The 13,527-nt window shown below is 65.2% G+C and carries 12 protein-coding genes; 7 read left to right on the top strand and 5 right to left on the bottom strand.

Going from position 1 to position 13,527, the window contains the following annotated elements; genetic code table 11:
* Window positions 1-28: 28 nt before the first annotated feature.
* From gatB to ACT3S6_RS12625, 5 genes are read right to left on the bottom strand one after another with little or no spacing between them, the layout of a single operon-like run.
* The gene (gatB, locus tag ACT3S6_RS12645; protein WP_444555244.1) at window positions 29-1,540 is read right to left on the bottom strand and encodes an Asp-tRNA(Asn)/Glu-tRNA(Gln) amidotransferase subunit GatB; all 1,512 of its coding nucleotides are present in this window, start codon (window positions 1,538-1,540) and stop codon (window positions 29-31) included.
* A gap of 1 nt (window position 1,541) precedes the next feature.
* Window positions 1,542-3,089 carry an Asp-tRNA(Asn)/Glu-tRNA(Gln) amidotransferase subunit GatA gene (gene gatA, locus ACT3S6_RS12640; protein ID WP_444555243.1) on the bottom strand — a complete coding sequence of 516 codons (1,548 nt, stop codon included), beginning with the start codon at window positions 3,087-3,089 and terminating at the stop codon, window positions 1,542-1,544.
* 3 nt (window positions 3,090-3,092) lie between these two features.
* Window positions 3,093-3,389, bottom strand: coding sequence for an Asp-tRNA(Asn)/Glu-tRNA(Gln) amidotransferase subunit GatC (gene gatC / locus ACT3S6_RS12635; protein WP_444555242.1), 297 nt, complete (start codon window positions 3,387-3,389; stop codon window positions 3,093-3,095).
* A gap of 42 nt (window positions 3,390-3,431) precedes the next feature.
* Window positions 3,432-4,712, bottom strand: coding sequence for an MFS transporter (locus ACT3S6_RS12630; protein WP_444555241.1), 1,281 nt, complete (start codon window positions 4,710-4,712; stop codon window positions 3,432-3,434).
* A 41-nt stretch (window positions 4,713-4,753) separates the two neighbouring features.
* A complete protein-coding gene (locus ACT3S6_RS12625; protein ID WP_444555240.1) occupies window positions 4,754-5,272 on the bottom strand; it encodes a GNAT family N-acetyltransferase in 519 nt (172 codons plus the stop codon).
* A gap of 457 nt (window positions 5,273-5,729) precedes the next feature.
* On the opposite strand from ACT3S6_RS12625, the gene ACT3S6_RS12620 reads away from it, so the two are divergent.
* The 7 genes from ACT3S6_RS12620 (at window position 5,730) to ACT3S6_RS12590 (ending at window position 13,503) form a co-directional block, all read left to right on the top strand.
* On the top strand, window positions 5,730-6,878 hold the full coding sequence (locus ACT3S6_RS12620) for an ROK family transcriptional regulator (RefSeq protein WP_444555239.1): 1,149 nt from the start codon (window positions 5,730-5,732) through the stop codon (window positions 6,876-6,878).
* A 71-nt stretch (window positions 6,879-6,949) separates the two neighbouring features.
* Complete coding sequence (locus ACT3S6_RS12615) at window positions 6,950-8,296, top strand: extracellular solute-binding protein (protein ID WP_444555238.1); 1,347 nt, start codon at window positions 6,950-6,952, stop codon at window positions 8,294-8,296.
* Between the two features lie 96 nt (window positions 8,297-8,392).
* Window positions 8,393-9,406, top strand: a complete 1,014-nt coding sequence (locus ACT3S6_RS12610) for a carbohydrate ABC transporter permease (protein ID WP_444555237.1) — start codon at window positions 8,393-8,395, stop codon at window positions 9,404-9,406.
* Entirely contained in the window at window positions 9,403-10,242 is an 840-nt protein-coding gene (locus tag ACT3S6_RS12605) for a carbohydrate ABC transporter permease (protein WP_444555236.1), read from the top strand. Before ACT3S6_RS12610 ends, ACT3S6_RS12605 begins: the two co-directional genes overlap by 4 nt.
* Window positions 10,239-11,708 (top strand): glycoside hydrolase family 3 protein, encoded by a 1,470-nt coding sequence (locus tag ACT3S6_RS12600; RefSeq protein ID WP_444555235.1) that lies wholly within the window; start codon window positions 10,239-10,241, stop codon window positions 11,706-11,708. Before ACT3S6_RS12605 ends, ACT3S6_RS12600 begins: the two co-directional genes overlap by 4 nt.
* On the top strand, window positions 11,705-12,700 hold the full coding sequence (locus tag ACT3S6_RS12595; protein WP_444555234.1) for an ROK family protein: 996 nt from the start codon (window positions 11,705-11,707) through the stop codon (window positions 12,698-12,700). The genes ACT3S6_RS12600 and ACT3S6_RS12595 overlap by 4 nt, the downstream gene beginning before the upstream one ends.
* Complete coding sequence (locus tag ACT3S6_RS12590) at window positions 12,688-13,503, top strand: glucosamine-6-phosphate deaminase (protein WP_444555233.1); 816 nt, start codon at window positions 12,688-12,690, stop codon at window positions 13,501-13,503. Before ACT3S6_RS12595 ends, ACT3S6_RS12590 begins: the two co-directional genes overlap by 13 nt.
* Window positions 13,504-13,527 lie beyond the last annotated feature (24 nt).

Genomic DNA, 13,527 nt, shown 5'->3' with positions numbered 1-13,527 from the left:
CGTCCGGGCCGCTGGGGCCCGGCGGGGTTCAGCCCTCGACGCCGAGCTTCTCCAGCACGATCTCGCGCACGCGCCCGGCATCGGCCTGACCGCGGGTGGCCTTCATGACCGGACCGATCAGCGCACCGATGGCCTGGACCTTGCCGTCCTTGATCTTCGCAACGACATCGGGCATCGAGGCCATGGCGTCGTCGATTGCGGCGCCGAGGGCGGAATCGTCGTTGACGACGGCCAGCGAACGCTTCTCGACGATCTCGGTCGGCGTCCCCTCCCCCGCCACGGCGTATTCGAGAACCTGGCGGGCGATCTTGTCGTTGATCTTCTTGGCTTCGATCAGCTGGTTGAGCTCGATGATTGTCGCCGGGGTGACGCCGAGTTCCAGCGGCTCCACGTCGGCGTTCTTGGCCAGTCGGGAGATCTCACCCATCCACCATTTGCGGGCCACCGCGGGGGTGGCACCGGCGGCAATGGTCTCTTCGATGGCGTCCATGAATCCAGCATTGACCACATCGCGGAATTCGGCGTCGGCATAGCCCCAATCGGCCTGCAGACGCTTACGACGTTCGGCCGGCGGCTCCGGCAACTGCGCGCGCAGTTCCTCGACCCATTCGCGGGTCGTCACGATCGGCACCAGGTCCGGCTCGGGGAAGTAGCGGTAGTCATCGGCGTCGGACTTCGGGCGTCCCGACGTCGTGGTCCGGGTGTCCTCGTGCCAGTGACGGGTTTCCTGGACGACGAGGTTGCCGGCATCCAGGACCGCTGCGTGGCGTTCGATTTCGAAACGCATCGCGTGTTCGACAGCGCGCAGCGAGTTCACGTTCTTCGTCTCGGAGCGGGTGCCGAACTTCGTGGTTCCCTTGGGCATGAGCGAGATGTTGACGTCGCAGCGGACGTTTCCGCGTTCCATCTTCGCGTCGGAGACATCCAGGTTCTTCACGATTTCGCGGATCGCGGCCACGTAGGCCTTGGCCAGTTCGGGGGCGCGCTTGCCAGCACCGGTGATCGGCTTGGTGACGATCTCCACCAGCGGCACACCGGCACGGTTGTAGTCGACCAGCGATGATTGTGCACCCTGGATGCGCCCGGTGGAACCCATGTGGGTGAGTTTGCCGGCGTCTTCCTCCATATGCGCGCGTTCGATCTCCACCCGGAAGATCTCCCCGTCGGGCAGTTCGAGATCCAAGTAGCCGTCGAAGGCGATGGGCTCGTCGTACTGCGAGGTCTGGAAGTTCTTCGGGGTGTCCGGGTAGAAGTAGTTCTTCCGGGCAAAGCGGCAGTACTCGGCGATCTGGCAGTTCAATGCCAGACCGATCTTGATGGAGTACTCCACGGCCTTCTTATTCACCACCGGCAGGACTCCAGGCAGGCCGAGGTCCACCGGAGTGACGTTGGTGTTCGGGACGTCGCCGAAGACGTTCGGGGCGTCGGAGAACATCTTGGTGGCGGTGTTCAGCTCGACGTGGACCTCGAAACCGAGCACCGGGTCGTAGCGTTCCAGTGCCTCATCGAAGTCGACGAGTTCTTCAGTTGCGTGGGCCATCTCAGGCGACACCTTCCTTGGACGATTCGGCCAGCTCGGGGGCCTGGTTGATCAACGGACCGTTCCAGCGGTCCTCCAGCAGTTTCTCCAACGCCGCGCCGGCACGGTAGAGCCGTGCGTCCTCGTGGGCCGGGGCCAGGAACTGAATGCCCACCGGCAGGCCTTCGGAGAGTCCGCCGGGGACCGTGATACCGGGGATGCCGGCCAGGTTGGCGGGGATGGTGGCGACGTCGTTGAGGTACATCGCCAGTGGGTCATCCAGTTTCGAGCCCAGTTCGAAGGCGACGACCGGGGAGGTCGGGGACACCAGGACGTCGGCCTGGGTGAACGCTGCTTCGAAGTCACGCTGGATGAGCGTTCGGACCTTCTGCGCGGAGCCGTAGTAGGCGTCGTAGTAGCCAGCCGACAGCGCGTAGGTGCCCAGGATGATCCGGCGCTTGACCTCGTCGCCGAAGCCCGCCGAACGGGTCGAGGCCATGACGCGTTCGATGGTCAGCGGCCCCTCGGTCGGCAGCACGCGGTTGCCGAAGCGGACGCCGTCGAACTTGGCGAGGTTGGAGGAGACCTCCGAGGGCATGATCAGGTAGTAGGCACCCAGTGCGTACTCGAAGTTCGGGCAGGAGACCTCGACGATCTCGGCGCCGGCAGCCTTCAGAACCTCCAGGGATTCGTCGAAACGTGACTGGACGCCGGTCTGGTAGCCCTCCCCCTGCAGTTCGCGAATGACACCGACACGGACGCCGGCCATGTCACCGGTGGCACCCTGTTCGGCAGCCGCGGCAAGTTCGGCGACCGGGGCGTCGATGGAGGTGGAGTCCTTGGGATCGTGCCCACCAATGAGCTCATGCAGCAGGGCTGAATCACGCACGGTGCGGGCGACCGGGCCGATCTGATCCAGCGAGGAGGCCATGGCAATGGCCCCGAAGCGCGAGACGGCGCCGTAGGTGGGCTTGACGCCGACCGTCCCGGTCACGGCGCCCGGCTGACGGATCGAGCCACCGGTGTCGGTGCCCAGGGCCAGTGGGGCCTCGAAGGCGGCAACCGCAGCGGCGGAGCCACCGCCGGAGCCACCGGGGATGCGGTCCAGGTCCCACGGGTTGCGGGTGTCGCCGAAGGCCGAGTGCTCGGTGGAGGAGCCCATCGCGAATTCGTCGAGGTTGGTCTTGCCCAGGATCGGCAGCTTGGCGGCACGGATCTTTTCGATCACGGTGGCGTCGTAGGGGCTCATCCAGCCCTCGAGGAACTTGGACCCCGCGGTGGTGGGCTGGCCCTTGGTGACGATGAGGTCCTTGATGGCGATCGGCACGCCGGCCAGCGGGTGCAGCGCCTTGGCCTCGGGCCCACCGGCGGCGCGGATGGCGTCGACCTCGGCGGCCACAGCGAGCGCCTCCTCCCCGTTCAGGTGCAGGAAGGCGTGGACTCCACGGTCCCCTCCGTCAACCGCTGCGATGCGGTCCAGGTGGGCCTGGACGGCCTGGACGGAAGTGACCGATCCGTCACGGAGTTTCGCGGCCAGATCGGCGGCAGAGAGCTTGATGATCTCGTTCATGTCCTACTCCCCTTCCAGGATGGCCGGAACCTTGAAACGGCCGTCTTCGACGTCGGGCGCATTCTGCAGCGCCGCCTCCTGCGTCAGCGTCTGCCCGACCACGTCCTCGCGCATGACGTTGGTGAGCGGTAGCGGGTGACTGGTGGCCGGGACGTCGTCGCCGGCGGCCTCGCTCACGGACTTGATCGCGTTGACGATGACACCGAGTTCGCCGGCCATTTTCTCCAGCTCGGTCTCGCTCATCTCCAGGTGGGCCAGTTGCGCCAGATGGGCAACTTCCTCACGACTGATCGCAGGCATGTATCTCCCCGAATTCATGGATGGTGGGTTATCCCCACCAGTCTAGTTCAGGACCGGCGGCCCATTCCCCTCGGCCCGCCCGGTGTCCTCCTGCTGCGACAACGATTGCACCACGGCTCTGCTGGTTCCCGCCGGCGCCCGATGATGCCGTGCCGCTCCCCTCATCCCCACCGTGGCGATGAGCACCGCTGCCAATGAGCCGATTCCGGCGATGATGATGATCAGCCGATCACTGTCCACCACCAACCCGGGGGTTCCCAACAGGAAGCCCAGGCCGACCATCACCTTGATGAGGACGGTCAGGTAGGCCCAGGCGGCCCCGTGGTGGGCTTCGGGGATCCGCGCATACACGGCGTTGCGCACCCCCACGTTGTGCAACCCGTTGCCGAAGCCGCCCAACAGGAACACCGCCAGGATCACCAGGGTCTTCGGCCACAGTCCCTCCGCGAGGATGGCTGCGCCGATGAGTGCGCCGCCGAGAAGCACCGGAGCCCTGACCCGTGCTGCGAGGAACCGGTTCCCGCAGGCCAAGGCACCGATCAGCGCGCCCACCGACCAGGCCCCGAGCATGAGGGCATAGATCGTGTCGTTCCCAGCGACCGAGCGGAGATAGAAGACCCCGGCGACTCCTTCGGCGGATGTGAACAGCACGACCGCGGCAATGGGCACCAACAAGAGGGCCAGCAACTGGTCCGTGAACAGGATGCGCGCTCCCGGTCTGGCCCCGCCGTCGTTCGGTTGTTCGGCCTCTGTCGGCACCGAACTGCGGGGAACGACCAGTCCCGCGCCGATGGCCAGGGCCGTGAAACCCAGGGCGTTGAGTGCCAGTAGGGGTTGGAGGGACCATGCGGTGTAGGCGATGGCAGCGATCGGTGGCGCGAGGATGCCCGCCAGTGAACCGGCCGAAACGATCAGGCTGCTGGCCCGCGTCAGGGGCAGAGAACCCTTGATGGAGGGAATGAGCTTGAAGATCGCCGACGCGTTGATGACGGCGCAGATACTGGCCCCGCACATCAGCACCAAGCTGAGCAGCAGGTCATCGGCGATGGCCATGAGGGCGAAGAGGAGGACGTGGGCGAGCAGGCTGGCCACCCAGGTCCTGCGCAGGTTCGCACCGTCAACCAGCCGGCCCACCATCGGGGCGGCCAGGATCGGTGGGATCAGCCCCGTGAGGAACAGGGTGGTGACGCCCCAGGAGCCGAGTAGGTCGGCAGAAGCCAGGGTCAGGGCGAAGAGCGCCATCCCGTCCCCGACCATCGAGACGAAGGCCACAAGCACGAAGACCAGATAGATCCGTCGTGCACGGGGCTTCGCTGTGGGCATGGGGCGACCCTAGTACATGGCTCGTGCGGGCCAGTGGTGGGTTAGAGCGGCAGGACGTAGACCTTGAGCAGGATGTCGGTGTCGGGGACGAACCAGTCCCGTTCGGTGGCGCGCTGGAAGCCCATAGCTGCGTAGAGGGCATTGGCTGCTTCCCAATGTCCGCCGGTGGTCAACGAGACCGTGTCCACGCCGTCGATCTGCCGGGCGCGGTCGATGACCGATTCGACCATGGCCCGGCCGGCGCCGGAACGCTGGACAGCCGGGTCCACCACCAGCATCCTGAACTCCAGCTCGCCCAACTCGGCGATGTCGGCGTAGGGGTTTCCTGGCTGCACCAGGGTTACGGCACCAATGACCCGCTGATCGTGTTCGGCGACCAGGATCTCGGCTGCGGCGTGGCGATCGGCGACCTGGCGGACGAACTGCAGGTACTCGTGGTCGGGGTCCTCAAAGTGCCCCGCCGCCAGATATGAGTCGACGGTGATGCGGCCGATCTCGTCGTAGTCGGATTCCGTGGCCTGGCGGATGGTGAGCGGGAGGCGGGCGGTTGCAGTAGTCATCACCTCCCAGTTTGACACCATTTGGTCCCCGGAGTGGACACAGGTCATCAAAATGTCGTCGAACTCACGGCGCCGACTGGTCCTGCGACCGCGTACGGCCTACATCGGGCTCACCTCCCTGGTCGGAGCCTTCGCCCTGCCGACGATCTTCATCGCCAAGCGCCTGGTGGACAGGCATGCCCGCTCGTGTGCACGCGATCGCTCTCATCGCCCCGCTGGTGGTGGTGATGGCGTCGATGCTGGTGCTTCGGCCGGGCTGATCGGCAGACTCCTGAAGCACATGATTCCAGTTCTTACCACCTTCCAATTGAGGCCCTGACGCCGACCGGAACAGGCTGAGACCATCAAATTCTCGTCGATCCCGGGACCACGACCACATCGAGTCGCCAGTTAGCGAAATTGAAATAATGTGACCCAGGTCTTGTTTTCTTATTGTTAGTACCCTTTACTAACATTCATGACGAACACCACACATCGACATCGGCTCCCGCTGGAGAATGCGGCCTTGCCCTCGCATGGCCGTGAACACAACCTGTCCTTGGTGCTCCAACGGCTACACGCCGGCGGTCCGATGAGTCGCGCAGACCTCTCACGTGCTCTCGGACTCACCCGGGTGACCGTCTCGGACCTCGTCTCTGAACTCATGACCCGTACTCACGTCGTTGAGCTGGGCCAGTCCGAGGCCATCCGGCCGGGCAAACGAGCCACCCTGGTGGACGTCAACCGCCGTGGGCTGCAGATCCTGGGCCTGGACCTTGCCGAGGACTCCATCCTGCGCGCCGCGGTCCTGGACCTCGACGGCAACATCCTGGCCCGGACCGAGCACTCCCTAGACCAGGAAACCGGAGATGCCGTCGTTTCCATCGTCCTGGAGATGGCGCGGCAGACGATCACCCTGGCCACGGCCCCGCTGCTGGGCATTGGAGTGGGCACCCCCGGCGTCGTCAACGCGGACGGAGTGGTTCTCACCGCCCCCAACCTCGGATGGGTCGACGTCCCGTTGCGGGCGCTACTCGAATCCGAAACCGGCCTGCCCACCCTGGTCTCCAACGACGCCGATGCCGCCGTGCATGCCGACTACACCTTCGGCGCAGGCTGCGCGGACATGATCCTGGTGAAAGTCGGGCGCGGTGTGGGTTCCGGGTTGATCGTCGGCGGGCAAAGGGTTCGTGGAGTCCACAGCGCGGCCGGCGAAATCGGCCATGTTTCGGTCGGCACCGATGGCGGCGAGATCTGCGGTTGCGGCAGGACCGGTTGCCTCGAAACCTGGCTGTCGGTCCCTTCGCTGAACCGGAGCCTGAAAACTGCGTCGACGGCATCTGACCCCGATGCCGCAGCTGCTGAGGTCCTGCACACCGCCGGAGACCGGCTGGCGATCGCGTTGGCACCAGTGGTCGGGGCCCTCGATCTGGCCGACATCGTCCTCTGTGGCCCCACCGACCTGCTCAATGGTCCCCTTCTCGACAGCACCCAGCGCACGCTGCGTGAGCGGCTTCTGCCGCAGCAGCCACCCGCGCTCACGGTACGTCTGGCTTCCGGCCCCGAGGACATCGTCCTGCTGGGCACCGCCGTCCTGGTTCTGTGGAACCGGTTGGGGGTGGCCTGACGCCTAGTAGCGCGCATGAACCGAGGGGCCCACAACGGCGTCCCTTGCAAATCCAACCCGAAGGAACGGCAATGAAAAAATTCATGAGCCTTGCGGCGATCACCGCCGCAGCACTGGCGCTTTCCGCCTGTGGAGGCACCGCGAACTCCTCAGCGGAGTCTTCGACCTCCAAGGAGGACAACGCCGATAAGTCCATCACCCTCTGGCTGGCCGGCGGGGACACACCGGACGAATTGCGTGATTACCTCAAGAAGGAATTCACCTCCACCACCGGAGCCAGCCTGAAGATCGAGGAACAAGGATGGGGCGATCTGGTCACCAAGATGACCACGGCCCTTCCGGATGCCGAGAACACCCCGGACGTGGTCGAAATGGGCAATACCCAGTCCCCCACGTTCACGAACGTGGGCGCCTTCCTGGAGCTGGACGACATGTACGACGAGCTCGGTGGCGACTCGTTGATCCCCTCGTTCGTTGAGGCCGGTTCCGTGGACGGTACGAAATTCACGTTGCCGTACTACGCCGGATCCCGGTACATGTTCATGCGCAAAGACCTCTGGAAGGAAGCCGGTGTCGAGGCGCCAGAAACCCTCGATGAGTTCAACACCGCAGTGAAGACCATCACCAAGGAGAACCCCCGGGACATCAAGAACTTCTCGGGTTTCTTCATCGGCGGTCAGGATTGGCGCAACGGCGTCTCTTGGATCTTCGCCAATGGCGGGGACCTGGCCAAGAAGGTCGACGGCCAGTGGGAGTCGAGTCTCTCGGACCCCAAGACGGTCAAGGGACTCGAGCAGCTCCAGGACCTCTACCGAAATGCCTCGAAGGCCCCCTCCGACGCCAAGGATGTCACCCCCTGGCTCTACATTAACGATGCCGACCAGATCCTCGACGACGACGGCAACCCCACCGGCAAGACCTCGCTGGCTGCGGCCACGATCATGGCCCCGGGCTGGGCTCACTTCTCCATCGGTGACTTGAAGAAGGGCGAGGACGAGCGTTCCTGGAACGAGAAGAAGTTCGGTTCCTTCGTACTGCCCGGCGTCGATGGCGAACCAGCACCTGTCCTGGCAGGAGGCTCCAATATCGGCATCTCCGCGAAGTCCCAGCATCCTGAACTGTCCAAGGAGCTGATGCGCATCATCTTCTCCGCCGACTACCAGAAAATGCTCGGAAAGGCGGGGCTCGGACCGGCCAACAGCAAGTACAACGACGCCCTCGGTGATGACCAGTTCGCCCAGGCAGCAATCGCCTCGGCCTCGAACTCCAAGCTGACCCCCGCCGCACCCGGCTGGGCCGCAGTGGAATCCTCCGAAATCCTCGAGGAGTTCTTCGGCAAGATCCGTGATTCCTCCGATCTCGAGGCACTGGCCAAGGAGTACGACGCGAAGATCACCCCGAAGTTGAACGTGAAGTAGGAACTAGGCGGTGGCCCCGTTTCGGAACGGGGCCACCGCCGTTCCCTCCCCCTTCAAGACTCCCCCAGCCACGAACCGTCGTGACGAAAGGCCGCCATGTCGACCAATGCCCAGGCTCCGCCGAAGTCCGCGGATCCCACTCGGAAATCCGGCCTCCTCGGCGGGCCGGGGACCCCGGGAGGCGTTCCCCCGCGCCAGAGCACGGCGCCGGGTCGCCAAGCCCGCCGGAGACGCAATCGCATCCCCTTCCTGCTGATCCTGCCGACCCTGGTGATTCTGCTCGGCGCGCTGGGCTATCCCGTGCTATGGCAACTGACCACCAGTTTCCAGGAGTTCGGACTCAAACAGCAGTTCGGCCAGGCACCCGAGTTCGTCGGTCTGGCCAACTACACGGAAATCTTTGCGGACCCCACCATGTGGGCCATCCTGGGACGTTCCCTCTTGTTCTGTCTGGTCTGCGCGTTCTCCACGGTGGCCATCGGCGGTCTGCTGGCACTGCTGATGAAGCGCGTGGGCACCGCACCGCGGCTGATTCTGCAGGTGGCCCTGCTGCTGGCCTGGGCCATGCCACTGGTGGCGGCCATGACGGTCTGGGTCTGGCTCATCGACTGGCGCCGAGGTGTCCTGAACTGGCTGTTGACGCGGCTCGGAGCGGACGCCACCGGACACAACTGGCTGGCCGAACCAATCACCTTCTTTGCCATCGCTGCCATCATCGTGATCTGGATCAGCGTGCCGTTCGTCGCCCTGAGCCTCTACGCGGGGCTGACCCAGATCTCCGAGGAGGTCCTGGAGGCCGCGGCGATGGACGGTGCCACCGGCATCCAACGCATCCGGCTCATCATCCTGCCGCTGATCGCACCCGTCCTGTCCATCGTGCTGTTGCTCCAGATCATCTGGGATCTGCGGGTCTTCGCGCAGATCAAGCTCCTCCAGGACGCGGGAGGCGTGACCAATGAAACCCACCTGCTGGGCACCTATATCTACCAACTGGGCGTCGGGTCCGGAAACTTCGGCATGGCCAGTGCCGTATCCATCGTGATGCTGCTGATTACGGTTGCCGTGAGCTGGTACTACGTCCGATCCCTGATGAAGGAGGAAGCAAAATGAGGCTCCCCCGTGTCTCCACCACCCTGTATTCCCTGCTGGCGATCGTCTTGGCCTTGCTATGGGCGTTCCCGGTGTACTGGATGCTGAACTCATCCCTGCTACCGAACGTCGTCCTGCAGAGCACCACCCCCACGTTCCTTCCCTTCGGAGGCTCCCTGGCGAACTTCAAGGAGGTCTTCGCCAACGGTGGTTTCCTTCCCGCGCTGGCCATCTCCTTGACCGTGACTTTGGCGACGGTGGCCATCACCCTGGTGGTCGCTTTCCTGGGGGCGCTGGCGATCAGCCGGTTCCGGTTCCGAGGACGCCGCTCATTCATCCTGGCGCTGCTCCTGATCCAGATGCTGCCGGCCGAGGGCCTCTTCATCGCCCAGTACAAGATGATGTCCTCCGTGGGGCTGCTCAACAACGTCGTCGGCCTCACCATCCTCTACACCGCCGCCGTCGTCCCCTTCACCGTCTGGATGCTTCGTGGCTTCGTTGCCGGTGTCCCGATCGAACTGGAAGAGGCGGGCATGGTCGACGGGCTCAGCCGGACCAAGGCCTTCCTGAAGATCACGTTCCCGCTGTTGGCCCCCGGCCTGGTCGCCTCCGGGGTGTACGCGTTCCTCCAAGCCTGGAACGAGTTCACGGTGGCCCTGGTGATCATGACCGAGGACCAGGCCAAGACCCTTCCGCTCTGGTTGCGAGGATTCGTCCAGGCCAGCGCCAGTCGGGAAACCGACTGGGGAATGGTCATGGCCGCCTCCACGCTCGTCGCAGTACCGGTGATCATCTTCTTCCTCCTCGTCCAGAGCCGGATGAGTAGCGGGCTCGTGAGTGGGGCGGTGAAGGGATGAGCCTGCCGAAATCCGCCACCGGACTGCGCCAGCGTGCCGCAGGAACACTCATGCCTGGTTTCCCCGGCGTCGGGATCCCCGACTGGATCCTGCACGCCTACGACCAGGGCCTGGGGGCCGTCTGTCTCTACGGAGACAACGTGGCCTCACAGACCCAATTGCGCGAACTCTGTGCCGGGCTCCGAGCCCATGCACCGCATTCCCTGCTGGCCATTGACGAGGAAGGGGGCGACGTCACCCGACTGCACTACCTGACCGGCTCCGACCAACCCGGAAACGCCGTTCTCGGCCGGATCGATGACACAGCCATCACCGAAGCCAGCGCCGCAGCCATCGGCACGGCACTGACCGCCTACGGCATCAACCTGAACCTGGCCCCGGTAGCCGACGTGAATTCGGCACCGGAGAACCCGGTGATCGGGGTACGCAGCTTCGGCGCCGACCCACAGCTGGTGGCCCGGCATACTGCCGCCTGGGTTGCGGGACTGGAGTCCGCGGGAGTGGCCTCCTGCAGCAAGCACTTCCCCGGACACGGCGACACCACCGCGGATTCACATTTGGCCTTGCCACGGATCCAGATCGACGCCGAAACCCTGCTCCACCGTGAGCTGGTGCCTTTCAGGGCAGTCGCCCGTGCCGGTGGTGCCAGCATCATGACCAGCCACATTCTCGTCGACGCCCTGGATCCCGAACATCCCGCCACCTTCTCCCCCACCATCCTGCAACAACTACTCAGAAAAGGACTGGGGTACCGGGGAGCCATCATCACCGACGCACTCGACATGGCCGGGGCCTCCGCCCAGACGGGGATCCCCGAGGCCGCCGTCCAGGCACTGCAGGCCGGCTCCGACCTGCTGTGCCTAGGATCCGGGACGAGCGAACAAACCTACAGACACTGCCTCGATGCCATTGTCGAAGCCGTCGAAACTGGCAGACTCCCCGCAGCCCGGTTGGACGATGCCGTCAGGCGCAACGCCTCGTTGGCAGCCGCTTTCCCAGCGACACCGCCCACCGACACGGGCCCTGTAGTTGGCGGGATCGCCACAGCCGGTTCAGCCATCTCCGCCGCCTTCAAGATCGAGCCCTCAGCCACCGAGTGGATGAGTCTGTGTCGGCCAGCCGCGATCCTCCAGGCCGAGACCGAAGCCAATATGGCTGTCGGTCATGTCCCGTGGGGGGCCTCGGCCGTGGGTGCCACTACCACCGAGGAAGGCCTTGACCCCGGCATGAAGGTCGCGGTGCTCGCCCGCGGACTCCACACCGGACATCGGGCGAACGACGTCGTGAAGCGGCTGCGCGCGAAGGGCTACCCGGTGATCCTGGTCGATTGCGGATGGCCCCAAGCACCCGCTGATCTGGTCACGTTCGGGGCCTCACAAGCGGTGGGCCAGGCTCTGGCCAACCTGCTGCTGAGCGACTCTGCTCCATCCCCGGTAACAGGACCTGTGGAAAGAGGGGGCGCATGAGACTCGGCATCGACATCGGAGGAACCAAAACCGCAGCCGCCATCATCGACGACGACGGGGCGCTGATGGCACTGCGCAGCGCACCATCGGGCTACGGTCCGGAAGCCGTGATCGCGGTCGCTGCCTCACTGGCCCGGGAGGTGCTGGCCGTCGCCGCAGTTTCCGGGCAGGCACCAACACATATCGGCGCCTGCATGCCCGGTCTGGTGGATCCGGCAACCGGAGTGGCACGGCATGCCGTGAACTTGGGTGTGGAACTTCTGGACCTCGCCGGAGGACTCGGCGCCGAACTAGGACAAAACGTCGACGTCGAGAACGACGTGAAGGCGGCGGCCCTCGGCGCCCACCATCTGCTCGGACGCCACGTTGACTCCCACGCCGAGTCCGCAGCCGGTTCGGCGGGGCACCGCGATACGCTCGCCTATCTGAACATCGGCACCGGGCTTGCCGCTGCCCTCGTCCTGGACGGACAGGTGCTCAGGGGTCCCGACGGATCATTGGGTGAAATCGGCCATCTGCCGATGGGTGGAGACATCTGGTGCGGCTGCGGGCAACGAGGATGCCTCGAAACGCTGGTCTCCGGTTCCGCCTTGGCACGCATGTGGCCATGGCCCTCGAACCCGTTCGACGCCGCCGCCAGGAGGGACCCCGAAGCAACGGCAGCTTGCGCACGGATCTGCGCCGGGCTGTTCCTGGCCGTCCAGCTGCTCGTGTTGACCACCGGAGCAGACAGGATCGTCCTCGGCGGAGGCCTCACCTCCTACGGAAGGGACCTCGAAGCCGGGCTACACGCCGAAATTGACCACCGCGCCCGGATGTCGGATTTCGTTGCCGCCTTGTCCCTGGTGCGCCGGGTCGAGCTGCTGCCGGCGGATATGCCGGCCGCCGTCGTCGGAGCTGCACTCCTGAACCGGCCGATCCATCCGGGGCGTTCTCGCCCCGGGCAACCAACGGCTATCCCGCAACGGAAGGAGCCAGCGTGCAGGTCTTGATCGCCTCCAGCCCTCACGAGTTGGACCTCTGGGCTGCTGATGCGGTCTTGGCGGGCCTGCCCGGCGTCCGTTCCCCCGGCGTCGGCTCCGGAAACGCAGCTCATCCCTCAGCCTTGGGTTTGGCAACCGGGTCCTCCCCGTTGGGGCTCTATGCAGCGCTGGGCGCCGCCGTGGCACGGGCAGAGGCAGACTTCAGCACCACGCACGGATTCGCCCTCGATGAGTATGTCGGTCTCACCGAAGAGCACCCGCAGTCCTACCGCCGCACCCTGGTCGATGAGGTCTGCCACGTCATCGGGCTGGACACCGACCGCCTCCATGTACCCCATGGTGCCGAAGGTGAAGCTTCCGCGCTGCGCCTGGCGGCAGAACACTACGAGCAGCAGATCCAGGACGTGGACGGCATCGACGTCCAGATCCTGGGCATCGGGGCCAACGGGCACCTCGGTTTCAATGAACCCGGTTCGGCGTTGGCTTCGCGCACCCGGGTCAAACGACTGGCCGCTCGGACCCGGGCGGATAATGCCCGCTTCTTCGACACACCTCAAGACGTTCCGACGCATTGCCTCACGCAAGGGCTCGGCACGATCACCCGGGCACGTCGGCTGGTCCTGGTAGCCAACGGTGAGGTCAAGGCCCATGCCGTGGCTGCTGCCTTGGAAGGCCCCCTGAGCGCCTCCTGTCCGGCCTCGATCATGCAATGGCATCCAGATGCCGTCGTCGTCCTGGACACGGCAGCCGCTGCTCGTCTGGGCAACCTCAGATACTACGCCGATGCCGCCGCCGGCCTCTCGACGACCTGATGCCGCGTCGGTTCGGCCAGCTCC

The organism is Arthrobacter sp. AOP36-C1-22, assembly GCF_052377515.1.
Lineage (GTDB): Bacteria > Actinomycetota > Actinomycetes > Actinomycetales > Micrococcaceae > Arthrobacter_H.
Note: the sequence above shows the minus strand (reverse complement) of the source record. Positions and strands in the feature narration are given on the sequence as shown.

Excerpts from the sequence above, each read along its gene's own strand:
- gatB (WP_444555244.1), bottom strand. The coding sequence starts at position 1,540 with ATGGCCCACGCAACTGAAGAACTCGTCGACTTCGATGAGGCACTGGAA.
- gatC (WP_444555242.1), bottom strand. The coding sequence starts at position 3,389 with ATGCCTGCGATCAGTCGTGAGGAAGTTGCCCATCTGGCGCAACTGGCC.
- gatA (WP_444555243.1), bottom strand. The coding sequence starts at position 3,089 with ATGAACGAGATCATCAAGCTCTCTGCCGCCGATCTGGCCGCGAAACTC.
- ACT3S6_RS12610 (WP_444555237.1), top strand. The coding sequence starts at position 8,393 with ATGTCGACCAATGCCCAGGCTCCGCCGAAGTCCGCGGATCCCACTCGG.
- ACT3S6_RS12630 (WP_444555241.1), bottom strand. The coding sequence starts at position 4,712 with ATGCCCACAGCGAAGCCCCGTGCACGACGGATCTATCTGGTCTTCGTG.
- ACT3S6_RS12625 (WP_444555240.1), bottom strand. The coding sequence starts at position 5,272 with ATGACTACTGCAACCGCCCGCCTCCCGCTCACCATCCGCCAGGCCACG.
- ACT3S6_RS12605 (WP_444555236.1), top strand. The coding sequence starts at position 9,403 with ATGAGGCTCCCCCGTGTCTCCACCACCCTGTATTCCCTGCTGGCGATC.
- ACT3S6_RS12620 (WP_444555239.1), top strand. The coding sequence starts at position 5,730 with ATGACGAACACCACACATCGACATCGGCTCCCGCTGGAGAATGCGGCC.
- ACT3S6_RS12595 (WP_444555234.1), top strand. The coding sequence starts at position 11,705 with ATGAGACTCGGCATCGACATCGGAGGAACCAAAACCGCAGCCGCCATC.
- ACT3S6_RS12600 (WP_444555235.1), top strand. The coding sequence starts at position 10,239 with ATGAGCCTGCCGAAATCCGCCACCGGACTGCGCCAGCGTGCCGCAGGA.
- ACT3S6_RS12615 (WP_444555238.1), top strand. The coding sequence starts at position 6,950 with ATGAAAAAATTCATGAGCCTTGCGGCGATCACCGCCGCAGCACTGGCG.